This window comes from Faecalibacterium sp. BCRC 81149, from assembly GCF_022750605.1.
Lineage (GTDB): Bacteria > Bacillota > Clostridia > Oscillospirales > Ruminococcaceae > Faecalibacterium > Faecalibacterium duncaniae.
The window spans coordinates 1-26,024 of the sequence record NZ_QXJA01000008.1 but is presented as its reverse complement, the minus strand read 5'-3'; the positions used below and the strand labels follow the sequence as shown (position 1 = coordinate 26,024).

The 26,024-nt window shown below is 55.9% G+C and carries 19 protein-coding genes and 2 pseudogenes; 5 read left to right on the top strand and 16 right to left on the bottom strand.

The genetic code is table 11. The annotated features are described in order from the left end of the window. Nucleotides 1-227 precede the first annotated feature (227 nt). The 3 genes from D3F01_RS09840 to D3F01_RS09830 all read left to right on the top strand — a co-directional run bounded on the left by D3F01_RS09840 (nucleotide 228) and on the right by D3F01_RS09830 (nucleotide 4,157). Entirely contained in the window at nucleotides 228-1,097 is an 870-nt protein-coding gene (locus tag D3F01_RS09840; protein ID WP_242888361.1) for a patatin family protein, read from the top strand. Between the two features lie 388 nt (nucleotides 1,098-1,485). Then, the gene (locus D3F01_RS09835) at nucleotides 1,486-3,771 is read left to right on the top strand and encodes a hypothetical protein (protein WP_242888359.1); all 2,286 of its coding nucleotides are present in this window, start codon (nucleotides 1,486-1,488) and stop codon (nucleotides 3,769-3,771) included. 104 nt (nucleotides 3,772-3,875) lie between these two features. Continuing rightward, a complete protein-coding gene (locus D3F01_RS09830) occupies nucleotides 3,876-4,157 on the top strand; it encodes a hypothetical protein (protein ID WP_347568001.1) in 282 nt (93 codons plus the stop codon). Nucleotides 4,158-4,302: 145 nt separating this feature from the next. Here the strand turns inward: D3F01_RS09830 and malQ are convergent. The 3 genes and pseudogenes from malQ to D3F01_RS09815 all read right to left on the bottom strand — a co-directional run bounded on the left by malQ (nucleotide 4,303) and on the right by D3F01_RS09815 (nucleotide 8,331). Next, nucleotides 4,303-5,805 (bottom strand): annotated as a pseudogene (malQ, locus tag D3F01_RS09825) (4-alpha-glucanotransferase). An 18-nt stretch (nucleotides 5,806-5,823) separates the two neighbouring features. After that, nucleotides 5,824-6,642, bottom strand: coding sequence for an endonuclease/exonuclease/phosphatase family protein (locus D3F01_RS09820; protein WP_242888354.1), 819 nt, complete (start codon nucleotides 6,640-6,642; stop codon nucleotides 5,824-5,826). A gap of 6 nt (nucleotides 6,643-6,648) precedes the next feature. Next, nucleotides 6,649-8,331 carry a PTS transporter subunit IIBC gene (locus tag D3F01_RS09815; protein ID WP_347568000.1) on the bottom strand — a complete coding sequence of 561 codons (1,683 nt, stop codon included), beginning with the start codon at nucleotides 8,329-8,331 and terminating at the stop codon, nucleotides 6,649-6,651. A 287-nt stretch (nucleotides 8,332-8,618) separates the two neighbouring features. On the opposite strand from D3F01_RS09815, the gene D3F01_RS09810 reads away from it, so the two are divergent. Continuing rightward, entirely contained in the window at nucleotides 8,619-9,644 is a 1,026-nt protein-coding gene (locus D3F01_RS09810) for a LacI family DNA-binding transcriptional regulator (RefSeq protein ID WP_242888352.1), read from the top strand. Between the two features lie 58 nt (nucleotides 9,645-9,702). Here D3F01_RS09810 and D3F01_RS09805 read toward each other — a convergent pair whose 3' ends face one another. After that, nucleotides 9,703-10,560 (bottom strand): AraC family transcriptional regulator, encoded by an 858-nt coding sequence (locus D3F01_RS09805; protein WP_242888350.1) that lies wholly within the window; start codon nucleotides 10,558-10,560, stop codon nucleotides 9,703-9,705. A 128-nt stretch (nucleotides 10,561-10,688) separates the two neighbouring features. Between D3F01_RS09805 and D3F01_RS09800 the strand changes: the two genes are divergently transcribed. After that, nucleotides 10,689-12,950, top strand: coding sequence for a glycogen/starch/alpha-glucan phosphorylase (locus tag D3F01_RS09800; RefSeq protein WP_242888348.1), 2,262 nt, complete (start codon nucleotides 10,689-10,691; stop codon nucleotides 12,948-12,950). A gap of 387 nt (nucleotides 12,951-13,337) precedes the next feature. Here the strand turns inward: D3F01_RS09800 and D3F01_RS09795 are convergent, their stop codons facing one another. The 12 genes and pseudogenes from D3F01_RS09795 to tnpA all read right to left on the bottom strand — a co-directional run bounded on the left by D3F01_RS09795 (nucleotide 13,338) and on the right by tnpA (nucleotide 25,423). Continuing rightward, nucleotides 13,338-15,428 (bottom strand): heavy metal translocating P-type ATPase, encoded by a 2,091-nt coding sequence (locus tag D3F01_RS09795; RefSeq protein ID WP_242888346.1) that lies wholly within the window; start codon nucleotides 15,426-15,428, stop codon nucleotides 13,338-13,340. A gap of 60 nt (nucleotides 15,429-15,488) precedes the next feature. Beyond that, nucleotides 15,489-15,773 carry a DUF6110 family protein gene (locus tag D3F01_RS09790; RefSeq protein WP_005935684.1) on the bottom strand — a complete coding sequence of 95 codons (285 nt, stop codon included), beginning with the start codon at nucleotides 15,771-15,773 and terminating at the stop codon, nucleotides 15,489-15,491. A 253-nt stretch (nucleotides 15,774-16,026) separates the two neighbouring features. Then, nucleotides 16,027-16,737: a response regulator transcription factor gene (locus D3F01_RS09785; RefSeq protein WP_117533498.1), complete on the bottom strand. Its 711-nt coding sequence runs from the start codon at nucleotides 16,735-16,737 to the stop codon at nucleotides 16,027-16,029. Next, complete coding sequence (locus D3F01_RS09780; RefSeq protein WP_347568002.1) at nucleotides 16,730-18,613, bottom strand: DUF4118 domain-containing protein; 1,884 nt, start codon at nucleotides 18,611-18,613, stop codon at nucleotides 16,730-16,732. Before D3F01_RS09780 ends, D3F01_RS09785 begins: the two co-directional genes overlap by 8 nt. Nucleotides 18,614-18,892: 279 nt before the next feature. Continuing rightward, the gene (locus D3F01_RS09775; protein ID WP_117534951.1) at nucleotides 18,893-19,540 is read right to left on the bottom strand and encodes a TrkA family potassium uptake protein; all 648 of its coding nucleotides are present in this window, start codon (nucleotides 19,538-19,540) and stop codon (nucleotides 18,893-18,895) included. A gap of 11 nt (nucleotides 19,541-19,551) precedes the next feature. Further along, nucleotides 19,552-20,889: a potassium transporter TrkG gene (locus D3F01_RS09770; protein WP_156071649.1), complete on the bottom strand. Its 1,338-nt coding sequence runs from the start codon at nucleotides 20,887-20,889 to the stop codon at nucleotides 19,552-19,554. Between the two features lie 165 nt (nucleotides 20,890-21,054). Further along, a pseudogene (locus D3F01_RS09765) lies at nucleotides 21,055-21,138 on the bottom strand (DUF6061 family protein); the annotation flags it as partial. A gap of 1 nt (nucleotide 21,139) precedes the next feature. Further along, entirely contained in the window at nucleotides 21,140-22,393 is a 1,254-nt protein-coding gene (locus tag D3F01_RS09760; RefSeq protein WP_156071652.1) for an ABC transporter permease subunit, read from the bottom strand. Further along, on the bottom strand, nucleotides 22,390-23,271 hold the full coding sequence (locus D3F01_RS09755; protein WP_156071655.1) for an ABC transporter ATP-binding protein: 882 nt from the start codon (nucleotides 23,269-23,271) through the stop codon (nucleotides 22,390-22,392). The genes D3F01_RS09760 and D3F01_RS09755 overlap by 4 nt, the downstream gene beginning before the upstream one ends. Before the next feature lie 12 nt (nucleotides 23,272-23,283). Next, on the bottom strand, nucleotides 23,284-24,015 hold the full coding sequence (locus tag D3F01_RS09750) for a hypothetical protein (protein WP_156071658.1): 732 nt from the start codon (nucleotides 24,013-24,015) through the stop codon (nucleotides 23,284-23,286). Continuing rightward, nucleotides 24,012-24,494 (bottom strand): RNA polymerase sigma factor, encoded by a 483-nt coding sequence (locus tag D3F01_RS09745; RefSeq protein WP_347567999.1) that lies wholly within the window; start codon nucleotides 24,492-24,494, stop codon nucleotides 24,012-24,014. Before D3F01_RS09745 ends, D3F01_RS09750 begins: the two co-directional genes overlap by 4 nt. Nucleotides 24,495-24,916: 422 nt before the next feature. Beyond that, nucleotides 24,917-25,423 carry an IS200/IS605 family transposase gene (gene tnpA / locus D3F01_RS09740; RefSeq protein ID WP_242888342.1) on the bottom strand — a complete coding sequence of 169 codons (507 nt, stop codon included), beginning with the start codon at nucleotides 25,421-25,423 and terminating at the stop codon, nucleotides 24,917-24,919. Nucleotides 25,424-26,024: the final 601 nt, after the last annotated feature.

The window sequence follows — 26,024 nt, the reverse complement described above, 5'->3', positions numbered from 1 at the left end:
GCTTTGGTACAGCATTTTGATTTTACCTAGTATACCGGATTTGCCCCCCTGTTTTCAAGGTCTTTTGGCATTTTCTCTCTTGTTTTTCAGCAAAATCTGAGTATACTGGAAGCAACGGCTCCGGGTGGATTTCCGGGGCGCTCCGGGCACAGGGAAAGGTGTCCGTTTTCTGCATCCTGCCGTCTGTTCGGGCGGGATGCATTGTGAGGAGAAGGAGTATCACGCGTATGAAGACCGGATTGATCCTGGAAGGCGGTGCCATGCGGGGCATGTTCACCGCCGGTGTTCTGGATGTTCTGATGGAGCAGGGCATCACGGTAGACGGTATGGTAGGTGTTTCGGCGGGAGCAGTGTTCGGCTGCAACTACAAATCCCACCAGATCGGGCGGACCATCCGCTACAACACCACCTATTGCAAGGACAAACGCTATGCCAGCTTCCGCAATCTGCTGCGCACCGGCAACCTGTACAGTGAGAATTTCTGCTACCACGAGGTGCCCGAAAAGCTCGACCCGTTCGATGACAAGGCTTTCCGGGAAGCCCCCATGGATTACTTTGTGGTCTGCACCGATGTCCGCACCGGCGACCCTATCTATCATAAGTGCCGCACCGGTGATGCGGAGGATGTGCTCTGGATGGAAGCCTCGGCTTCCATGCCGCTGGCCGCAAAGATCGTCAGGATCGGCCATTACGGCCTGCTGGACGGCGGCGTTGCCGATTCCATCCCCATCCGCTTCTTTGAGTCCATTGGCTACAAGCGGAACCTCATCATCCTGACCCAGCCCAAGGGGTTTGTGAAAAAGAAGAATCCCATGCTGCCCGCCATCCGGGCACGGTATCTGCGCTATCCTGCCTTTGTGGAGGCTGTGGCTGACCGCCACGAGCGCTACAATGAAACCCTGAGCTACATCTCCATGCTGGAGCAGTCCGGCAAGGATTACGTTATCCGCCCGCCCATCCCGCTGGAGATCGGTGCCATGGAGCGTGACCCCGACCAGCTGCGCCGCGTCTACGAGACCGGCCGGGCCGTGGCACAGATCCAAGTGGACAAGATCCGGGCCTTCCTTGAAGCTGCAAAGGCCGAAGCCGAGGAATGATCACCACACTGTGAAAACAGTCCATGGCCCGGTAAGAATATGACAAAACGCACCCGCTCTGCAATGCGCAGAGCGGGTGCGTTTTTTGTGTCAGCGGAGCCATTGCCGCCCAGAACATCTGCCTTGCTGCACAGGAGCTGGGGCTTGGCGCAGTCTGGCTGGGCTTGTTTTGCTGTTCTCTCCGTCGTCCTCGCTGCTCTAATTTCAGCATTTGAATGCTGTTTGTCAGGGGCAGCGGTCGGCAGACGTATTTTTTCATTTTGGGTCTTGACTTTTAATAGTTAGTCTTTCACGCAGTTTTACTTGCACCCCCCCCCCCGAAAGTGGTATAATTTCCTTACAAGCCCATGTTTTACCGGATTTGAAACTTTGTAAGGAGGTACCACTTATGATCTCTTATCGTAAACTCGCCATGCGTGTTCTGGGGCACAGCCCGGTTTCTGCGGCCAGAACAGCCCGCCGCTCCACCGCAAAGCGCGCCGCCGCCCTCGCCCTCACCGCCGCCCTTGTGGTCGGGATGACGCTCCCCGCCTTTGCGGATACATGGTACATTGACGATGGTGACATCTCGATTTCGGCTGGTGAAACCGGCAACAAGGTCACACAGGGAAGTACGACAAAAGAGAATGATACGGACACCGTTATTAAAAGCAAGGACTCTTCTACCGCGTCTTCGAACACAGTAACGATCCATGCAGATGAAGGCAAGACGGTGAATGTCACGCTGGATAACGTAACGATCAATGTAGACGAAGGGTACAAGTATGGTTATGAACCGAACGCCTATAAGACCGCTGTAAGCGTTACCGGCAGCGGCAATACGAACATCGAGCTGAACGGCAACAACACGCTGACAAGCGGATATGGCCACGCCGGTCTGGAGCATAACAAGACCGATGACAGCGGCACGCTGACGATTCAGGACGAAAAGAATGATGATGGCTCCGCAAAGGGAAGTGCGTCCGATACTACTGGCAGTTTGACTGCCACGGGTGGTTACCACAGTGCTGGCATCGGCGGCAGTGACAAACAAGACGGCCAAGTGACCATTACGGGCGGTGAGATCACTGCCACGGGTGGTAATGGGGCTGCCGGTATTGGCGGCGGTGCCGGCGACAAGTACGCCGCCGTCGGCGGTGACGGCGATGTGACAATTTCCGGTGGTACGATCACCGCTACGGGCGGCAGTCTGGCTGCCGGTATTGGTGGTGGCCTCGATGGCAACGGTACGGTCATAATTACGGACGGCGATATCACCGCAAAGGCTACGGGCCGCTATGGTGCCGGTATTGGTGGCGGTTGTGGCGAGATACCGAAGGGCACTCTTATTGGAGGAAATGGCACTGTCACCATCAGCGGCGGCACCATCACCGAAGCCTCTGGTGGCTATATGGCTGCTGGCATCGGCAGCGGCCTTCAGGGTCTGGGCACAGTGACCATTGAAGGTGATGCCGTCATCAAAAACGCACAGGGCGGTGAAGCTGGAGCCGGCATCGGCAGTGGCACCCGTGGTAACAGCGAGATCATCATCAGAGGTAATGCAGTCATTGAAAATGCGGAAAGTAAAGAAAACGGCGCAGGCATCGGCAGCGGCCAAGGCGATTTGTATCCCGATGGCGATGGCATGGTAATCGATCTAACTGTAGGCAACGCGACCATTGAAGGCAACGCCAAAATCGAAAATGCAAAAAGTGGTTCTGGTGGTTCCGGCATTGGCGGCGGCGTTATTGGCATCGGCAATGTGATCATTAGAGGCAATGCTCAAATCGGAAACGCCACCGGCGGCGAAGAAGGTGCCGGTATCGGCGGCGGTGCTCTTGGCACTGGTGACGTGACCATCGAGGGCAATGTCACCATCGAAAATGCACAGGGCGGCGCTGGTGCTGCCGGTATCGGTGGCGGCGCAGAAACACAACCCGACACCGAGGATACCAGAAACAAAGTTTCCATCAAGAGCACCGAAGCCGGTTCTCCCAATATCACCGCCAAAGGCGGCGGCGTTCTGAATAACGAAGAAGCTCCTCTTCCCGGTGCTGCGGCCATCGGCAGCGGCAGCGTTGCTGACGGTGCTACTGAGGTAAAGTCTGATATTACCGTTGAAGGCAAGGTGACGATCGACGCCACTGGCGGCGGCGATGTGGCCATTGGCGATTCGACCAACGGCGAAACGCAGTTCTCCGGTTTGCAGGTGGGCACCACCATCACCCGCCGCAATGCGAAGGGCGACGATGTTTCCCAGCCCGGCGATGTTGTACGCGAACCCGAAAAGCCCGCCCAGCCGACCGTGACGCCCACCGAAGGGGCAGAAGCACCTTCCAACGGCTCGGTGGAAGTGGAGCGCCCGGTCACGGTGGAGGGGCTGTATGTCACCAACGTTCTGGGCAAGCAGATCACTCACACCTGCACCCAGAACGGCACGACCCTGACCATCCGCGCCAACGGCATCGTGGCCTCGGCCCACCTGACGCTGGGCATGGTCCGCACCCTGAAGGCTCAGGGCGTGAAGACCCTTGTGTTCACCACCCTGCTCTCCCGCTCCACCACGGTCTCGGTGGATGCCCTGCTGGCGGCTGAACCCGACGCCCCCGATGAAACGGCCGTCGTCTGGACCCACACCGGCCCCCGCGCGGCATTGACCATTGACGGCGCAGACCACAGCGACCTGCTCAAGTAACCGAACGGAGCACACAACTTATAAAAACGCAGCCGGGAGGCTTCCGCTTTTGGAACGCCTCCCGGCTGTTTCGTTATGCCGTTTTGGTTTTGAGGTAGTACCCGATGCCGATGGCAGTGGTTGGCATCGTGATGAAGTTCTTCCAGATCGTCATCTCCATCGTGGTGGGCATGGCAGCAGAATCCACCGCCCTGTCCATGGTGCGTGAGGTGGTGTTTGGTGTGGGCTTTGCCCTGCTGCTGCCCCGGTTTTTCGGGCTGGATGGTGTGCTGTACTCCATGCCGCTGTCGGATATCCTGACCTTCCTGATCGCCGGCTATCTGATCTACAAGACCTACCATGAACTCAACTATCATATCGCGCTGGACAGCGGTGAACGGCATTGAAAAGTGCGCGGAGATCATCGAAAGCCTGGTTTGAATGAACCGGAGTCTGCTGCCATCCGGCTGTCACTGATCCAGAAAAAGAACCCCACGTCCAGACCGTTGTGTGAAACGGCCCGGACATGGGGTTTTATGGTTTTTAATGCAGTTACGCCCAGTTCTTCCGCCCGTAACGGGTGGTCAGCTGGCAGATCTCCTTTTGGAGCTTCTTGGTCAGCTGGGGCTTTTTCAGCCGCCAGCGCCAGTTCTGGCCCACGGTGGAGGGCTGATTGATGCGGGCGGAGTTGTCCAGCCCCAGCCAGTCCTGCATGGGGATGATGCAGGTCGCCGCTGCGCTGCGCAGGATCAGTGCGATCATGCTTTTATAGAGCTGCTCCTCCGGGGTGGCGTAGTCGAACAGATAATCCCGCACCATGGCGCGCTCCGCACCGGTGATGGTCTGGTACCACGATACCAGCGTTTCGTTGTCGTGGGTACCGGTATAGGCCACGCTGTTCACCGGATAGTTGTGGGGCAGGTAGTCGCTGGCGCTGCCGGTATCCCGGGAGTCAAAGGCAAATTCCAGCACCTTCATGCCGGGAAAGCCGCTGTCCCGCACCAGCTGACGCACGGTGTCGCTCATGTAGCCAAGATCCTCCGCAATGATCTCCCGTTTGCCCAGTGCCTGCTCCACAGCACGGAACAGCTCGATGCCGGGGCCTTTTTCCCAGTGGCCCGGTGCGGCAGTCTCGCTGCCGTAGGGGATGGAGAAATACTCATCGAAGCCGCGAAAGTGGTCGATGCGCACCACGTCATACAGCTCAAAGCAGTACCACAGGCGGGTGATCCACCACTGATAACCGGTTGCGCGGTGTGCTTCCCAGCGGTAGAGCGGATTGCCCCAGAGCTGGCCGGTGGGCGAAAAGCCATCCGGGGGAACACCCGCCACCGCTGTGGGAATGTTGTCCTTGTCCAGTTGGAACAGACCCGGGTTTGCCCAAGCGTCCGCCGAATCCAGCGCCACATAGATGGGGATATCGCCGATGATCCGGATGCCCTTGCTGTTGGCGTAGGCCTTCAGCCTGCGTCACTGCTGGTCGAACTTGAACTGGAGATATTTGTGGTACTCCACCTCAAAATACAGCTCCCGGCGGTAATAGTCCATCGCGGGCTGCCAGCGCAGACGGATATCCTCGGCCCACTCGATCCACGGCTTGCCCTCAAAGCGGCCCTTCACCGCCATGAACAGGGCAAAATCATCCAGCCACCACTTGTTTTTCTCGCAGAACGCCGTAAACGCTTCGTTGTGGCCGATGTCGCTGCGGGAGTAAGCCAGCCGCAGCAGGCGGCCCCGCTCGGTATACAGGCGGCTGTAATCAATGTCATCTGCCTTGCGGCCAAAGCTCGCCTTTTTGCACTCGGCGGCGGTCAGCACCCCTTCCTCCACCAGTGCGTCCAAGCTGATGAAATACGGGTTTCCTGCAAAGGCAGAAAAGCTCTGATAGGGGCTGTCGCCGTAGCTTGTCACACCCAGCGGCAGGATCTGCCAGTAAGTCTGCCCGGCTTCCTTGAGCCAGTCCACAAAGTCGTATGCTTCCTGCGAAAAGCAGCCGATGCCGTAAGGGGACGGCAGACTGCTGACGGGCAGCAAAATGCCTGCACTTCTCTGCATCTTCATTTCCCTCTTCCTTTATAACTCGATCAGAACACCCGCGTGGTCGGATACCTGCGGCTCCTGCAGGCCGTTGAACACCACCCGGGTGCTTTTTACAGCGATCGCCTGGGAGCACCAGATCTGGTCAATGCGCTTTTTTGCCGCCGCATCCGGGGCATCCCGCCAGCCATCAATGGCCTGCACGACGGTGTAGCCCTCGTCCCGCTGCTGTGCCAGGCGGTAGGTGTCCTGCCAGCCGCTGCAGAGCACAAGGTCGTAGCCCTCGCCCCGCACGTCGGCCTCACTATTGAAGTCTCCCAGCAGAAAGGCGGTCTTTTTTGCGCCTGCCGCCCGGGACAGCGTTTCCCACTGGGCGGCAAAAGGCTCCACTTCGTCCTTCCACCAACCCAGATGCACTGTGTAATACCAGACATCTCCTGCGCAGATGCCCAGGGTGCGGCGGGTCCTCCAGTTGCTGTAATCGCCGGACTTGCTCAGCAGCAGATTTTCGGCGGCGGTGATGGGTGCACGGCTGAACACCGCCATGCCCTCATCGTACTTGTCGTAACCGATCTTTGCCGGGAGCCAGCTCCAATGGTACTGCACGCCCCGTTCTTCCAGCATCCGGGCTACGGCTGCGGCGTGGTTGTCCGCTTTCAGCAGCACTGTATTGCCGGAGCAGGGATAATATCCCGCCGGAGCCTCTCCCAGCAGCGGAGCGGCGGCGGTCTGGTTCACCTCCTGCAGGGCGAACACCTCCGGCTGCTCCCTGGCGATAAAGTCCACAAAGATCTCCCGCTTTGCCTCATAGTCCGGCTCGATGAGGCTGTGGGTATTCAAAGTCAGCAGTTTCATAGCTTTTTACAGAATATCGTTGATGTCAGATTTCAGAACGTCTGCCTTGGGGCCGTACACAGCCTGAATGCCGTCGCCCTTCACCAGCAGGCTCAGAGCGCCCTCGGCTTTCCATGCGGCAAGGTCGGCCACCTTGGCGGGGTCCTTCACGGTAACACGCAGACGGGTCATGCAGGCATCCACCAGCACAATGTTCTCCCGGCCGCCCAGCAGGGCGATGATGCGCTCGGCCTGGCCGTTATCGGACTTTTTGGCTGCCTTCTTCTCGGCCTTGGTGTCAGCTGCGGCATCGTCTGCGTTGTCATCGGTGTAGTTGCCCAGACGGCCCGGCGTTGCCAGCTTGAGCTTGCCGATCATAAAGTAGGCCACGAAATAGCCGATGATGAAGAACGCCACCACGCAGAGCACAAAGTTGATGATGTCGCCGCCCAGACCGGCCTGCAGGGACATGGGGATACGGGTGATGAATTCCAGATTGCCGAAAGAGTGCAGGCGCAGATGGATGATGCCTGCCATGGCAAAGGCACAGCCCTGCAGCAGTGCGTACACGATGTACAGCGGCATAGCGCAGAACATGAACATAAATTCCAGCGGCTCGGTCACACCGGTCAGGAACACAGCCAGCGCGGTGGAGATGAACATGGACTTATACTTTGCGCGCTTGTCGGCATCCACACGGCGGAACATGGCCAGCGCGATGCCCAGCAGCAGACCGGTTGCGCCGATCATCTGGCCCACCTTAAAGCGGGCGGGGGTAACGGTGGTCAGCAGGTTGTTGTAAGCGGCCATGTCACCGGCTTTCTTGAAGTTGATGAGGTCGTTGGCCCATGCCAGCCACAGCGGGTCCTGACCAAACACCTGGCTGCCCGCATTGACACCGGTGGCAATGGTGTAGGTGCCGCCGAAGGAAGTGTAGTTCATGGGGATGGTCAGCATGTGGTGCAGGCCGAAGGGCAGCAGCAGACGCTCCAGCGTGCCATAGATGAACGGAGCCAGAACGGGAGAAGTCTCGGAAGAGTTTGCGATCCAGATGCCAAAGTTGTTGATGCCGGTCTGGACCACAGGCCAGAACAATGCCAGCACCATGGAAATGACCACAGAATAGGCAATGACCACCATAGGCACAAAGCGCTTGCCGTTGAAGAAGGCCAGTGCATCCGGCAGCTTGCGGAAGTTATAGTATTTATTGTAAGCCACGCCGCCCACAAAACCGGCAATGATGCCCACGAACACGCCCATGTTCAGGGCCGGGGCACCCAGCACAGAGGTGAAGTAGCCGTTGACGGCGATCTCCCGCCCGAACAGGGTGTGGGTCACGGCGTTGGGATCTTCCAGCATGGCGCTGGTGACACCGAAGATGTTGCCGGTGATGACATTGATGAGGGCAAATGCCAGCACAGCCGCAAAGGCACCGCCGGCACGCTCCTTTGCCCAGCTGCCGCCGATGGCCACGGCAAACAGGATGTGCAAATTGTTGATGACCGCCCAGCCAATGTTCTCCATGGTGGTGCCAATGGTCATAACTGCCGCAATGTCACCGCCGCCCATCTGCACCAGCTTGCCCAGACTGATCATCAGACCGGCGGCAGGCATGACGGCGATGACGGTCATCAGCACCTTGCCCAGCTTCTGTAAGAAGTCAAAGTTGATAAGCCCCTTTTTCCCCGGAGCTGCTTGTGTTGTTGCCATAATGTTCCTCCTTATTTCCTTTTGCGCTGTTTTACGCAATCGTTGCGCTTCCGTTGCACAACTTTACGCAACAAGAATAATCCAACTCTGCAATTTTTACAAGAGTTTTCTAGGTCATAAATATATTTTCTGTTTTTTTGCACAACAGCTTGCAAGTTTCTTTGTTGAAAACATCGAAAGTGCGCAAAGGGTGCGGTTGCATGATCTGCGCAAACTCGTGCGCAAATCATTGACATTGCGTGCAAACCGCTTTACAATAGACCTATTACATCAGGGAGGAACAGACTATGGCAGTTACCATCAAGGATGTGGCAGCGGCGGCGGGGGTTTCGCCCTCCACGGTGTCCCGCACCTGCAAGGACAGCCCTTCCATCAGCCGGGAAACCAAGGAGCGGGTGCGCCGCATTATGGCACAGCTGGGCTATGAGCCGAACTTTGAGGCCGAACCGGTGGAGGCATTTTCCAAGACCATCGGCATCATTCTGCCCTCCTCCCAGCGGGATGTCTACGAGAACGCCTTCCATCTGGAGATCATCCGCGGCATCGGGCAGTTCTGCAACCAGCGGAGGTATGTGAACACCGTCATCACCGGGCAGGACGATGCAGAGGTTCTGGATGCCATCCAGAGCATGGTGGCCAACGCGCAGGCAGATGGCTTTATCCTGCTCTATTCCAAAAAGGACTGCCCGGTGGCAGCCTACCTGCGCAGCGAAGGGCTGCTCCATGTCATCGTGGGCAAGGCGGCCCAGTCCGCCAATCAGACCATCTATATCGACAACGACAACGCCCTTGCCGGTGAGGAAGCCACCGATTACCTCTATGAAATGGGCCACCGCCGCATTGCCTATTTTGGTGTCAGCAACGCCATGCTGTTTTCGGCAGAGCGCAGGCGCGGCTACCAGATGTCCCTGCTCAAGCACGGCATCACCCCCCGGGAGGAGGACTGCGTGGAGGTCAATACCCTGAACGATGCTTACGAAGAGCCGCTGAAGGCTCTTCTCACCGCACCGGACCATCCCACGGCCATGCTGGTCAGCGATGACATTCTGGCCGTGGTGCTGGAACAGTTCTGCGGCAAACTGGGGCTGCGCGTCCCGAAGGATCTTTCCATCGTTTCCTTCAATAATTCGCTGTTCTCCCGCATCACCAGCCCCCAGCTGACCACCGTGGACGTGAACCCCTATCAGCTGGGCATGGAGGCCGCCAGCCAGACCATCAACCACATCGAGAACCCGAATCTGCTGGCAACAAAGATCCTTGTGCCGCACAAGCTCATCCCCCGGGAGAGCTGCTGCCCGCCGCCGGAAGTCTGATCAAAACAATGAGGCCGTTCCCTCTCTTTCTCAGAGAAGCGGAACGGCCTCATTTTGTTTATTTTTTCCGGTACTCCCGCGGAGTCATGCCAAAATGTGCCTTGAATGCCCGGTTAAAATAAGAGAGGTTTTCAAACCCGCACCGGGAAGCGATCGTCAGCACCGTCTCGTCCGTAGCGTGCAGCGCTTCGGCGGCGGCATTCAGCCGGTATTCGTTCAGAAAGGCAACAAAGCTCTGCCCGGTCATCTGCCGGAACCAACGCATGAAGTGGCTGGAACTGAAGGAGCAGACCCCGGCGGCATCGGCGACCCGAAGCCCCTCGGCATAATGGGCAGAGATCCATTGCAGAACGGCTTTCAGCCGCTGGGTATCGGCAGTTTCCACGGGGAACTGCTGTTTCCCCTGCGCAATGAGCAGGGAGAGGAAGCGCAGCAGTGCTCCTTTGACCAGCAGCTCATAGCCGGGAAGCTTGGCGCGGTTGGCTTCCTCCACCTCCCGCAGGCAGGCGGCGGCCTGGAGATAACACAGGTCGTTGGGTGTCAGCCGCACAGGCAGCAGCAGCCGCCCGCTTTGCAGCGGAAGCAGGTATTTTTCGGCGCAAAGGTCCTCCGCACCGCCCAGAAGCTCCAGCTCAAAGATGATATTCTCGTATTCCATCCGCTTCCCCTCTGCCTGCCGCAGGGCGTGGAGGGTGCCGGGCGTAAAAATAAAGATATCCCCCTGGTAGGCCGGGCAGGACACCGCACCCACCTGCACCAGCCCCGCGCCCCGCTTGACAAAGACCAGCTCCATGCTCTCCTGCCAGTGGAGTGCCACCTGCGGAAAATCTCCCGGAATGGTGCAGGGATACAGATTGAAGGGGAACCGCACGGCACCGTGCTGCTTGGTTTCCTGCAATGATGCCTGATTTTGCATCTTCTCACCTCCAGATGATAGGATTGTACCACAATTTGCACTTTTAAGGCAAGATTTCGATTGTTTTATCTGGTATATCTTGCATTATAGATGTCAAACCTGTTTTCCGTAGCAAAGGAGGAGCCATTATGAGCTTTACCGAAACATTACAGAGTATCACCGGCAAGCTGCTGGCGGACTGCACCGATCAGGAGCTGTATCTGGCACTGCTGGAGCTGGTGCGGCAGAAGAGTGCCGACCGCGTGCAGCCCGTCACCGGACGCAAGCTGTATTATATCAGCGCCGAATTCCTCATCGGCAAGCTGCTGTCCAACAACCTCATCAATCTGGGGTTGTACGAAGAAGCCCGGGATGCACTGGCCGCTGCCGGAAAGCGCCTTTCGGACATTGAAGAGGTGGAGCCGGAGCCTTCTCTCGGCAACGGTGGTCTGGGCCGTCTGGCAGCCTGCTTCCTGGATTCGCTGGCAACGCTGAACCTGCCCGGCGACGGCGTGGGCCTGCGGTATCACTTTGGCCTGTTCCACCAGTCCTTTGAGGATGGTGTGCAGAATGAAAAGCCCGACCCGTGGCTCACCGCCCACAGCTGGGCTGAAAAGACCGATGTGACCTACCCGGTGGAGCTGGCGGGCAAGGAATACACTGCCCGGCTGTACAAGCTGGCTGTCACCGGTTACGAGGGCCGCACCAACACCCTGAATCTGTTCGATCTGGATACCATCGACGAGAGCATCGTCCATGACGGCATTGCCTTTGACAAGACCGCCATCGACAAGAACCTGACCCTGTTCCTCTACCCGGACGACTCCGATGAGGCAGGCCGCCGTCTGCGGGTGTATCAGCAGTACCTCATGGTTTCTGCCGGTGCCCAGCTCATTCTGGCAGAGTGCGCCGCCCGGGGCTGCAATTACCACGATCTGGCCGACTACGCCGCCATCCAGATCAACGACACCCACCCCAGCATGGTCATCCCGGAGCTGATCCGGCTGCTGGGGCAGCGGGGCATTGAGTTTGAGGAAGCTGTGGAGATCGTTACCAAGACCTGCGCCTACACCAACCACACCATTCTGGCTGAGGCACTGGAAAAGTGGCCTCGCGCCTATCTGGATGCCGTTGTACCCCAGCTGATGCCCATCATTGAAAAGCTGGACGCACTGGCCCGCACCCGTACCGAGGACGAGAGCCTTGCCATCATCGACAAGGACGACCGGGTGCACATGGCCCACATGGACATCCACTTCACCCATTCCACCAACGGCGTGGCAGCGCTGCACACCGAGATCCTGAAAAATTCCGAGCTGCACGGCTTCTACGAGCTGTACCCGGAAAAGTTCAACAACAAGACCAACGGCATCACCTTCCGCCGCTGGCTGCTGGAATGTGACCCGCGCCTGACCGCCACGCTGGAAAAGCACATCGGTTCCGGCTTCCGCAAGGACGCTGCCGAGTTGGAGAAGCTGCTGGCCTTTGCCGACGACGAAGCCGTGCTGGGCGAGCTGACCGCCGTAAAAAAGGCCAACAAGGCAGCGCTGGCAGACTGGCTGCTGCGCACCCAGAAGGTGAGCGTGAACCCCGATGCCATGTTCGATATCCAGTCCAAGCGGCTGCACGAGTATAAGCGTCAGCAGCTGAACCTGCTGTACCTCATCCATCAGTATTATGAGATCAAGGCAGGGCACCTGCCTGCCGTGCCGCTGGTGAGCATCTTTGGTGCCAAGGCTGCTCCTGCCTACACCATTGCCAAGGACATCATCCATGCCCTGCTGACCCTCTCCAAGGTCATCGCCGCAGACCCGGAGGTGTCCAAGTGGCTGCAGGTGGTATTTGTGGAAAATTACAACGTCACCGCTGCCGAAAAGCTCATCCCTGCCTGTGACCTGTCTGAGCAGATCAGCCTTGCCTCCAAGGAGGCCTCCGGCACCGGCAACATGAAGTTCATGCTGAACGGTGCGCTGACGCTTGGCACCATGGACGGTGCCAATGTGGAGATCAGCCAGCAGGTGGGCGAAGAGAACATTTATATCTTCGGCCAGACCTCCGATCAGGTCATCCACCGCTACGCCGTGGGCGATTACGACCCGGCCCAGTGGGTGGAGGGCGATGCCAACATCCGCCGTGCCATCAGCTTCCTCACCGGCCCGGAGATGCTGGCTGCCGGCCATGCCGAAAACCTGACCCGCCTGCACAATGAGCTGATCCACAAGGACTGGTTCCAGACCCTGCCGGACTTCAACGCCTATGTCGTCCGCAAAGGGCAGGCCCTCAGCGATTACGCCTGCGACCCCATGGACTGGCGGCGCAAGTGTCTGGTGAACATTGCCAAAGCCGGGATGTTCTCCTCCGACCGCACCATTGCCGAGTATAACCGCGACATCTGGCATCTGGGGAAGTAATCGTTTTTACTTTACGTCATCCCAGCATCCAGCAGTTTCTTGTAGAAGATGCACTGCTTTCTGGTTGTGTAACCTTCGTTTCTCCCCGCCGCAAAACATTCCATATTTTTGACTCCACACTCACCCTCGCATCCTTCTGCAAACACTTTTCATTCTCCGATCTGATTCATACAATGCTATGGCATCGTAGAATCGGGTCGGATTTTTTGCATTGTTGTTTACAGCACACGGACTAAGAGGGTGGGCACCTAAATATATACCCCCAATACTGGATGTCCAGTATTGGGGGTATATATCACACAACATTTGTGCAACAGCTTCCTTTTTATGGGAAGAGCTATCATTTCGGTACGCCGGAGCATTTGCGGACGCTCCGGCGTACCATTTTTACAGGGAAGGCTTCTGCTCCAACAGGTCTGTCATGCTGCGCAGGCTGATGCCAAGGGTGGAAAGGTTATGCAGCATGGCGCTGGTGGCAGGGGGCAGGATGCCCAGAGCCCCCAGAAGGATGAGGGCCGAGTTGAAGCTGAGCACAAAGCGGTAATTGCTGCCCACCCGCTTTTGCAGGGCGTTGGCAATGGCTTTTAAGGTCACCAGCTCTTCCAGACTATCCGCGCGGATGGTCACATCGGCAATCTCCCGGGCGATGGCGGCACCGGAATGGATGGCGATGCCGATATCTGCCGCCGACAAAGCGGGCGAATCGTTGATGCCGTCGCCGATCATCACCACTGTATGTCCCTCGGCTTTGGCATCGCGGACAAAGGCGGCTTTATCCTCCGGCAGCACCTCCGCAAAGCAGCGGTCTACCCCCACCTGCGCCGCAATGGCGCGGGCAGTGCGTTCACTGTCGCCGGTCATCATAACGGTCTGGGTGATGCCCAGCTTTTGGAGCTGGCGCAGCACCTGTGCCGCCTCCGGGCGCAGGGGGTCTGCAATACAGATGACCCCCGCCAGCACCCCGGATGCGGCCAGATACAGGTGGGAATACTGCGGGTCCAACCCATCAAACTTTGCCTGTTCCCCTGCCGGGATGGTGCAGCCCTCGTCCTCGAAAATAAAGTGAGCGCTGCCGATGACCACCCGCTTGCCCCCTACCCGGCTGGCAATGCCATGGGCCACGATGTACTCCACCTCGGAGTGCATCTCTTCGTGAGAAATTCCCCGCTCCTTGGCGGCACGGACCACGGCGTTTGCCATGGAATGGGGGAAATGCTCTTCCAGACAGGCGGCAAGCTGCAATACCTCCTGCTCCCCGCAGCCGGAGAAAGGCACCACCTGCACCACCTGTGGGGTGGCACGGGTGAGGGTGCCGGTCTTATCGAACACGATGGTGTCCGCCTTTGCCAACGCTTCCAGATACTTGCCGCCCTTTACGGTGATGTGATATTCCCCGCACTCCCGCATGGCAGAGAGCACTGCCAGCGGCATGGAAAGCTTCAGCGCACAGGAGAAGTCCACCATCAAGATGGAGATGGCCCGGGTGACGTTGCGGGTAAAGGCATAGGTAGCCACCGTACCGGCAAGGCACCACGGCACCAGACGGTCGGCCAGCTGCAAAGCCCGGTTTTCGGTGCCGGACTTGAGCTTTTCCGATTCCTCGATCATCGCCACGATCTTATCGTAGCGGTTGGCACCGCCCTCTGCCTTGGCCACAAGGACGCATTCGCCCTCTTCCACCACTGTTCCGGCGTAAACGGTAGCACCAGTGGTCTTGCGCACCGGCATGGACTCGCCGGTCAGGGCAGCTTGGTTCACCATGGCTTCGCCTTCCAGCACCATGCCGTCCAGCGGGATCATGTTGCCAGAGCGCACCACCACTTCGTCCCCGGCGTGGACACGGGTCAGCGGCACCAACACCTCGCCCTGCGGGGTGCGCACCCAGACCTTATCCACGTTCAGCGCCATGCTGCGGGCAAGGTCATCCAAGCTCTTTTTCCGCGTCCACTCCTCCAGCAGGCTGCCCACCGTCAGCAGGAACATCACCGAACCTGCGGTGCTGTAATCCCCCCGCAGGAGGGAGGCGGTGATGCTGAGCGCATCCAGCACCTCTACCTCCAGCTTGCGGTGCAGCAGGCAGCGGATGCCCTTCCAGACAAAGGCGATGGAGCGCCACACCGTATATGCCGCCGCGATGGGCGCGGGCAGGAACACCTTGCGGAACACCCGGCCCGCCACAAGGCTGACCATCTTTTCCTGATATTCCTGATTGATTTTCCGGCTGTCGTGGGAAGTGACCAGCACCTCTAACTCTTCGTTGTCAAAGCGGTAGGCTGCCAGCAGGGCGGCAGCGTCCTTCCGGCTGCCCCGGTAGGTCAGCACCACATCTCCGGTGCGCTCGTAGACGGTGGCTTTTTGAATGTTGTCCTGCCCGTTCAGGTAGGCTTCCAGCACATCTGCCCGGTGCAGGGTCATGCGCACGGCGCAGACGTGCACCCGCATCCGTCCCTTACCTTCATGTAAGATCGTACATTTCATTGCTTTTCTTACCCCTCTGCGTAAAAAAGAGCCGCCCAAGGGCGGCTCCGCTGCGTTGTATCACTGTGCAGTCTGCTCTGCGGGCTGTTCAGCCGTATCCTCGATAACCTCCTGTGCAGCCTCGGCGGCGCGGCTCTCGTTGATGGCCTTTGCATCGGCAAGGATGTCACCGGCCTCTTCCTGCACCTTGTTCACAGTCTGCATGGTGCAGTCCTTCATCCGCAGCACCGCAGCGGTGGTCTGGGTGTAGACCTTTTTTGCATCCTTGCTGGACAGCACCTTGAAGCCGGCAGAGCCGAACACTACACCACCCAAAAACAGTGCAAGCTTTTTTGTATCAAACATATTTATCCCTCATTTCTATGTTTCCTATCTGAGCGCCCATCCCCTTGAGCGGGGGCAGGCTCTTTATCTCTGTATTGTAGCACGCTTTCGGACTTTTTCAATGGTTTTTAGAGATGTTAGGACGCATTAACATTGTTAGCGGCAGCTTGATATGGAGGATCATTTTCGTCATGCTCACCTGTTCTTGTGGATTGGTTTGAACCCCTCCACAAGATGTGGTCGTGTTCATTCAGGGGCGCACCCTGTTTTTTTACTATGCTTCATCATTTTCCACGCGAAGCATCCGGTATCCGACACCAACATGGGTCTGGATCAGATGCGGCGCATCCGGGCAGCGTTCCAATTTTTTGCGCAGGGATGCCATGTAAACTCGCAAGGAAGCAATGTCATTTTCCTGCGTACTGCCCCATACTTTCTGCGTGAGGGAGGTATGCGTCAGCACTTTGCCCACATTATGCGCCAGCACACACAGCAGCTTGTACTCGATGGGGGTCAAATGCAATTCATTCTCGCTCAACCAGACGCAGCCTGCTGAGAAGTCGATTTTCAAAGGACCATTGACAAAAACCGGGCTGTTTATGCCGTCAGAAGCCAGCAGATTCAATCGGCGCTGCGTTACACGCAGTCTTGCCAGCAGCTCATCCACGGAAAACGGCTTTGTCAGATAATCGTCTGCGCCGTTGTCCAGTGCCTCGATCTTATCAGAATCTTCGCTCCGGGCACTCAGGACGATGATGGGCAGGTTCGACCATGTGCGGACGCTGCGGATGACCTCGATGCCGTCTATATCGGGCAGCCCAAGATCCAGCAGCATGATGTCCGGATTGTGGCTGGTAGTCATCATGATTGCCGTTTCCCCATTGGAAGCAGTCAGATATTTATAGCCGTGAGTCTTCAGGGTCGTTGTGATCAGACACCGTACAGGAACATCATCCTCTACGACCAGAATGGTCGGCTTATTCATGGATATTCACCTCGCTTTGCGGCAGTGCAAAGGAAAAGACACTGCCATTGGGAATGTTGTCACGCAGGGTCAATGTTCCGCCGTGAGCAGTCAGGATCGCTCGGCAGAGGGGCAAACCCAGTCCAAGGCTGCGGTGGCTGTCTGCGATACGGCTCTGCCCGGTATAAAACATCTCGAACACCTGTGCTTTTGCGCGCTCCGGAATGCCGGGACCATTATCTGCAACGTCCACTACGATCTGATGGTCTTTCCGGTAAGCCGAAATCTGAATGACCGAGCCCACGGGGGTGTATTTGATGGCGTTATCCACCAGATTGACAACGACCTGCATGATCAGCCGTGCATCCACATTGACCAGGAGGATCTCGTCCCCATACTGTGTTGTGATGGTGTGTTCGCAGCTTTTCCGGTTGACATGGTGCAGTGCTTCTTCGATCATCTCATCCATCAGCTGCGGTGAGATCTGCAGATTCATCCGACCATCCTCAATGCGGGTGATGGAAAGCAGATTTTCCACCAGACCGATCAGCCATTGTGCATCGTCAAAAATATCGGTGCAGATCTTGTTCCGGGTCTCTGTATCCAGCGTTTCTCCGTTGGAAAGCAGATTGCTGGCATTGCCGGAAATGGAGGTCAGCGGGGTGCGCAGATCATGGGAGATCGTGCGCAGCAGGTTTGCCCGCAGTTCTTCATTCCTTGCCTGCAATGCAGCTTGCTCTTTTTCCAGCGCGTTTCTGCGGTTTTCGATGGCCAGCGCGCCTTCACCCAGAATGGAAAGCAGCACGCTGTTTTCAAAGGCATCCAGCGGTTTTTCGGATAGATCGATCCCAACCACTCCAAACACGCCGCCTCCGGTCCGAAGTGCAAGATAAAGTCCCTTTGCGTCCGGGCAGCTATCCGTGCCTGCACCGGAACGCTTTTTGTTTGCAAATGTCCAATTTGCTGCATCACGTTCTTCCGGTGCAGAAAAGATGTTTTGCACCGTTTTCCCGTCAACCCCAAAAACCTGTTCTGAACCAAGATCTCCGTTTTGTTCCGGGTAGACGATCAGGCTCCGGTTCAGCAGCTTCATCAACTGGGACGCTGTCTGAGAGAGGATTTCTTCCTCGCTTTTTGCTCTCTGTAAAAGCTGATTTGTATCAAACAGTATTTTTGTACGGAACGCTGCCTGCGCAGACATTTTTGCATGATCCTTCAACCGTGTTGTCAGGGTGCAGGTAATGATTGCAGAGGTCAGCATCAGGGCAAATGTAACCTGATAACCGGGATCATACGCATGGAATGTCAGGCGCGGTTCCGTCAAGAAAAAATTGTATAACGCAACACTGGCAATGGAGCCCAGCACACCGCAGGTGTAACCGTTGGTACACAATGCGGTAAACAGCACCCCCAGCATATAGAACGTAATAATGTTATAGCGCGCAAAGTCCAATTGTAAAAAAAGAAAGCCGATGAGCGTGATGCAGCTCAAAATGCCTGCGGTGATCAGTAAATCGCGGACAGAAGGCAGAAACGGACGGATGAACAGCTTCCGTCCTGAGCCGTAGCCGTTCTCTGCAGAAGCATCCGGGATGATGTAAATATCCAGATTAGGCGCAGTCATCGTCAATTTTTCAGTCAGTGACGGTCCACTCCAGAAATGGCGGCGATGTACGCTGGAGCGCCCCAGCACGATTTTTGTAATGCCGGAGATGCGGGCAAACTCTGCGATCTGCTGCGGAATGTCATCCCCGTAGATCGTAGAAATGTCGGCACCTGCCTGCTCTGCCATACGAATGTGCTGCTGCAAGCGCCGACAGTCTTCTTTTCCCATCTGATCCGAATCCGGAGTCCGGACATACAGAGCTGTAAAGGTCCCTCCAAACGCCTTTGCCATCGTTGCTGCCGTCCGCACAATCTTTGCATTGGAGGGAGAGGACGACAGACACGCCAGAATATGTTCAGTGGGTGGGTCGTTCTGATTCATAAAGATCACCTGCCTTGCCCACAGTATAGCACAATTTGATGGTCACGACCACCAGCCGCGTCTTTTTCCTTCCTGTCGAAGGATCTCCTTCCGTATGTGATCCAGCGCATCTGCTGCCCAAAAGCCACTCAACATGACTCCAAGAACCATCAACAACAAAACGACATCCATATGATCCGTCCTATCTTTTTAGAGCCGGAAACACTTTTGGATCAATGCGTATTTCCCCAAAACCAGTATGCTTTCATCCCGGCACAGCTGCGTATCCGGCGTGATGTTCATATCGAGCTTTCCGTCTTTTTTCAGCGCAAGAATATTGATGTTATACTTTTTTCGGATATTGATCTCGCCGATCGTGCGATCCATCCATTCCGGCGGAATGGTCACTTCCATGATGGCGTGGTCGTCCTGCAGCTCGATATAATCGAGAATGTGTTCGGAGCTGTATCGGATCGCTGCCCACTTTGCCAGCTGCTTTTCCGGGTAGACCACTTCATCCGCACCATTGCGCAGCAGAAACTTGGCTTGTACATCCCGCTCTGCACGCGAGACCACAAGCTTTGCGCCCAGTTCCTTGAGCAGCGATGTTGTTTCCAGTGAACTTTGAAAATTGCCGCCGATGGTTACGATACACACATCAAAATTGCCAACACCAAGGGAGCGCAGAAAGTATTCGCTGGTGCTGTCACCGATCTGTGCATTCGTCACATAGGAAAGCACGGCGTTCACACGGTCTTCGTTGCTGTCGATTGCCATGACCTGATGACCCAGCTCATTCAGTTCCTGCGCAATATGGCGGCCAAAACGGCCAAGCCCAATCAAAAGAATCGATTTCATACCTGTCTCCTTTATCCGATTGCGATCTTCTCCTGCGGCAGACGAGAGTGGGCAGGGCTGTTGCCAAATGCCGCATAGATCAACGTCAATCCGCCAACACGTCCCAAAAACATCAGTGCGATCAGCACCCCCTGCGAAAGGACCCCCAACTGCGGCGTGATGCCCAATGTCAGACCTACCGTTGCCACAGCCGATGCGGTCTCATACAGACAGACCGACATTGGCAGCTGCTCGGCCGCAGCAATGACAAAGGCTCCGAGGAAGAACAGCGTCAAATACATCCCTGCAATCGTGGCAGCATTCTTGACCGCGGAACCATCTATGCGCCGCCCGAAAAATTCGGCATCTTCTCTGCGGCGGAAGGTCGCCCACATATTGGCCAGCAGAACGGCAAATGTTGTGGTTTTCATGCCGCCTGCCGTGGAGCCGGGCGAACCGCCCAACAGCATCAGAACCACCATCAATGCCTGTGAAGTGCTGCCCATCGCAGCAAGATCGGCGGTGTTAAAACCGGCAGTACGGGGTGTAACGGATTGGAACATCGACAATAAAATGCGCTGTCGGGCAGAGCCTGCCGTGAACTCGAAACAATAAAAGTACAGCGTCGGCAGTACCAGAAGAAATGCCGTTGTGACAAGGATCACCTTGCTCTGCATCCGGTAACGGTGAAGATCAAGGCGATATGTACAAATGTCCTCCCATGTCAGAAAGCCAAGGCCGCCAAAGACGATCAATGCAGCAATCACTGTGGTAAGCAATGGATTTCCTGCATACCGTGTCAGCGAAACAAATTTTGCCCCCTCTGTTCCCAGCAGGTCAAAGCCGGCATTGCAGAACGCCGAAATGGAATGAAACAGCGCGTACCAGATCCCGCGCAAACCATAATCGGCGCAGAATGTCGGCAGCAACAGTGCAGCACCGACCAATTCAAACAGGGCGGTGATCCGCAGAATAAAGCCTGTCAGCCTCACGATGCCGCCCATCTGCGGGGCAGCCGTAGCTTCCTGCATCGTGCTGCGCTGCTTGAGGGAGATCTTTCGCCCGGAAAGCAGCGCAAAGGCAGCACTCACCGTAATAACGCCCAATCCTCCGATCTGGATCAGAAGAAGGATCACGCTCTGCCCAAAAGCCGACCAGTAGCTGCCGGTATCCTGAACCACAAGGCCGGTCACGCAAAGGGCAGAAGTTGAGGTAAACAGCGCCTCATGGAACGGTGTAACGCACCTCTGCTGTGCAGCGATCGGGAGCATCAGAAGCAATGCGCCCACCAGATCAACTGCCGCAAACCCTGCAATAATGACCTGAAAAGAAGAAAAACGGTGCTGCCTGTAACGAGGATATTGAATCATAAAAGCTCCTTTACCTATCCGTGTGCATAAAGATTAGCATGGAACAGATAAAGGAGCCGTAAAGAAAATTGTAGAAGTATAAAGATTTCATTAAAATTGATCAGCCAACACTAAAAAATGCCGGACATCACCAGCTCAAAAAAAGCGGTAATGTCCAGCATTCATTCAGATTTCTAACCCATGGCTTCCGGCCACATTCTTCAAATACTCCTCCGGATCGCCATTCAGAATCAAGTCTGCATAGCCCAGCTTAAGCCACCTTGGTCTTTCGCAGATACCCCCATGCTGCCAATCCAACGAGCATAACGATCTTGATCGGTGCCGATGCCAGCAGTACATCTGCCTGAAAGAAGGCATGCCCGCCTGCATAGAGAAAATCAAAGCTGATCATTTTATACATCAATGCGTTGGAAAGCCCAATGCCCCCTGCCGGAAGCAGGGTGGACAGCCATTCTCCGAAGGAGCCCGGCACGACCATATAAACAATCAGCGGTGCCACCACACTGATCAGCGCCACAGACAAAGCGGTCAGGTTGTTCTTGGCCCATACGGATGCCATCAGCACAAAGGCCACCTCCGCAAAGAAGATCAGGAAGTTTGCCACCAGCATGACCCACTCCATCTGGCCAACGGTATACGGCAGCAGGCTGGTCACAGAAAACAGCCATTGCACGGAAGTTTTGGTATTTTCCCAACCAAACAGAGCATTCGTGACCAGGATCCACACCACGCCGCAAAGCAGATACGCCGCCCCTGTGATACTGAACGCCGCCGCCAGCTTTGCCGCTGCTAGCCGCAGACCGCCGTTTTTTGTGCACAGTTGGATGTCCTGCGCCCCGGTCTGTGCATCCGATGCAAACACCGGGGCCGCAATCACTGCGCACAGCAGGGTGAGCAGCAAGCTCAACAGGGTCTGGTAATCCATTGCGTCTGAACTGACCCCAAATGAATAGGTGAACGGTTTTTGTACAGCATCGAACTTTTTCTGTGCAATGGCCTGCGCCTGCTCATAGCCGGGCTTTTCGCTTTGTTCCAGCCAGATCACCGATTCCAGCCGTTTGGGGAGCTGGCTGTAAAAGTTCTGCATATCCTCTGCGGTCAGCCCCATCACGCCCGGTGCCATGCCGGTTTTCGAGTCGGCAAAGGCTTCCTTTGCGTTGTTCACAAGAGGCTGATACCGGGCAAGTTCTTTATAAAATACCTCGACCGGGATATCGTTGATGGAGCTTGCATCGTACTGCCGGTACACCCGCTGATAGGCTTCCAGTGCTTCCTGCATGACATCCGGCGTGATGGTACCGGATACCTGCTGCTCCTGCTGTTTCCGGATTGCTTTCAGACCCGTGTAACGCACTTCGTTTCCACTGGCATCCAGTTCCGTCCAGCCGATAAAGGTCACCGGCAGATATGCCATGACCACGGCCAGCACCAGTGCAATGGCCAGCAGAATAGCTGTCATACGAGTTTTGCACACACGTTTCAATTCCAAACGATACAGGTTCATTTTGCTTCCTCCATTTCCTCCGGGAACAGCCACAGATACAGATCTTCCAGCCGGGGCTGTGCCGGGACGCTGTCCGGCAGCTGCGGTGCATCCGCCAGATACCGCAATGTTACCGTTCCGTCCGGCTCGTTGCGCAGGTTCACTACCCGCAGCCGGTATTCCCACCGGGCAAGCTGTTCCATCGGGATATTCCCCTGCCAGACCTTGGCTTCGATCTGCTTTACCAGCCCTTCGGTGGTGTCCTGTGCAATGATTTTGCCAGCCTTCATCACGGCATTTTCGGCTGCAATGTATTCCACATCCGAAACGATATGCGTTGAAATAAGAACGATCCGTTCCTGCGCAAACTCCGACAGCAGATTGCGGAAGCGCACCCGTTCTCCGGGGTCCAGCCCTGCCGTAGGTTCATCTAAAATCAGAATTTCCGGGTCGTTGAGCAGTGCCTGTGCGATGCCTACCCGGCGCTTCATACCGCCGGAAAGCTTCACGATCTTTTTGCGGCGCATCTCAGTGAGGCTTACCCGCTCCAGCAGTGCGTCGATCTGCCGGGCAGCCTCTGTGCGCGGCAGACCCTTGAGCGCCGCCATATATTCCAGATAGTCCTGCACCGTGAATTCCGGGTAAAACCCGAATTCCTGCGGCAGATATCCCAGCTTTTCCCGGTAGGCCGCACCAAGCGTCCCAATCTCCACCCCATCGCACAAAATCCGGCCACTGCTGGGCCGCAGAATGCCCGCCAGCATCCGCATTAAGGTTGTTTTGCCTGCACCATTCGCCCCCAGCAGTCCCCACACACCCGGCGTGAGAGCGATGGACACATCATCCACCGCCGTTTTATCCCGGTATCGCTTTGTAATATTCTGGATTTTCAGTTCCATGATTTGTTCCTTTCAAGCTTCTGCAATATATTCTGACCGGGCGGCAAGCCGGATGCACTGCAACACCATACAGAGCACCAGCACGCCCGCCGCCAGTGGCAGACCTTTCGGCAGTTCCGATAATTGCACGAACCGCAGCAAACACAGCTGCCCTGCAAACAGCGGTACAGCCCCGGTCATCATCCATTCCGGGCGCACCCAGCGCAGCAGAAGAAGCAGCTCATTGTTTGCAGTCAGAAATGGCACGGTCAGCACCGCCAGCAGTTGCCCGATGCTCCATGGCACGGCTGCCCGCACATTGAGTACCAGCACTTCCAGCAGGATCGTTTCCCCCGCCAGCAGCAGCAAAAACCGCATCACCAGCGGACGACCGATTCCTGCATAGGTGGCTTGTTCCAGTTCAAGCATCTTATATTGACTTGCCCGGTATAAAAACGGCAGACCGAGCAGGGCTGTCAGCATGGCGAGTGTGCTCAGACCAAACAGTGCATTGCGTAATGTCCATGCCTTCTCCCACAGGGCAAGTTCCCGACCCACACTGTACAACGCCAGTGCCGCCATTGCTTCCAGCGCCCAGACCTTCCAGCCCAGCAATTTGAACTGGCAGTGCAGCAAATCACGCCAACCACTCCGTTGTTTTACGACATGTTCCGCCCGGCAGCGGCGCAGCAGCGTTTCCGGGACAGCTGTGTCCGGCTCTGCCGCAAGTGCTCTGGACAGTTCTTTTTCAAAGGCTCGATTCATCTCCAGTCCTCCTTTTCCAATTGCATTTTCAAGGTTTTCAATGCGGCACGCAGGCGGGACTGCACCGTGCGCAGGGGCAGACCTGTGATCTGCGCGATCTCCCGCAATTTAAGCTGTTGTGCGAACCGCAGCAATACCAGTTCCCGCTGTTCCGGCTCCAGCTGGGCCGTCAGCGCTCGCAGGTTTGCTTTCTCCTCTGCCGCTGCAAAGCCGCTTTCCTGATAGGCGGGTTCGCCCGGCAAGCTCTCCAGCGATACCTCCGTCCGCTCCATGGTACGGTTCAGATCGATGCAAATGTTTTTTGCGATTTTGTACAGAAAGGGACGGAATGACCCCTGAAATCCACCACAGGAATCCAGCCAGCGCACCGCTTTCAAAAAGGTTTCCTGTGCTGCATCCTGCGCCTGCTGCTCGTCCGCTGTATGCCAACGGCAATAGTTCAGAATTTGTGGATAGTACGCTGCAATCAGAGTGTCCAACGCACCTGTATCTCCGCTCTGCGCTTTCCGCAGCAATAATTCTGTCTGGATACGGTTCACCCCCTTCCTGTCTATTAAAACGTTCCACATCATCAAAATGATTTCTGTTTTTTCAAAAATTTCAAATAATTGCCTTTATTCTGTTCTTATAGCTTTATTATCATAAAGAGCCTTGTGTTTTTCCTTGTCAAGAGGGCTGGCACCGTCCAGCCCTCTCTCTTTTTGCCAAAGTTTCCCTTGTTTTTTCTTGCACCCTGCCGAAAGTGGCGTATTCTCAAAAGTTCGCGTTTGCGCAGCGCAGCGCAGCAATCATAACCCCGCGTGAAAACACAGGGTTTGCAGAACGGCCCCATAGGGGCCATAATACCAGCCGCGCCTAAAGGCGCACAATGAGCGACGTCAACCGCACACTGACGTCGCTTTTACTTTCTCATACTATCTGCAGGCACTTCTGGCGAATCGTCGTCATCGAAGTCAGCTACATTCTTGAATGGATCTTCGTATTCCTTGAAGCTCAACTGGTCGCACATCTGATCGTTGAACTCTTGTTCCTGAATGTATTTGCGGATCTTGGCTTCATTTCCACCTACTGTATTTACGTAATATCTTTTCGTCCAGAACACTCTCCTTCCGTATTTGTATTTTAGGTTTGCATGTCGCTCGAATATCATGAACGTACTCTTCCCTTTGAGATACCCCATGAAATCTGCTACGGCAAGTTTGGGCGGTATCGACACAAGCACATGGATATGGTCTAGCATCGCGTGTGCTTCTATTATCTCTACATGCTTGTAATCGCATAGTGTCCTTAGTATTTTTCCAATATCTTTTCTTAGCTTTCCGTATATCACTTTCCTGCGATATTTCGGTACTAGCACTATGTGATATTTGCAATTCCAGCTCGTATGTGATAAACTTTTCTCGTCCATATGGATGAACCTCCTTTTGCTTTAGTATGCGGTTGGCGTTACCCGCTTCTAATTATAGCAAAAGGAGGTTCTTTTTCTACCGTTTCAACGCTACGGCTCTATTCTTCCACAAGCATAGCTTGTGGTTTTCTATATAAGAGAAACAGAGCGTTCCCGACGGGGAACGCCCTGTTGTACATATCGTTATCGTACGTGGATTTTTCAGGGTGCGTCCGGGTGCTGGGTATTCGTAAAACAGTTTTCGAGAAATGACACGGCAACTGCCTGTCAGGATTGGTTACGAGTACCCGGCTAGGCCGAGGAAGCATCAAGTCCCATGTCCGCACCGTCAAGGTATTGGATATGGGACTTTTTGCATTTCAGGAACGTGTACACCTCTGGAAAGGTGTAACACACTAGACTTTGTAGCAAAGTTGTGTGCCAAGGGTGCTGCGCCCCTTAGAATCCCTGCTCACATCGCCTGTGGGCGATGTGGATTCGCCGCACAGAAAGCTCTCACAAAAGGCACACCCGGCTGTCTGCGGCGAGGAGAAGGCACTTCTGCGGAAGTGTAATAACCCACTATGACACTTTCATCCCTGTGGTCTGCAAAGTGTAGTGG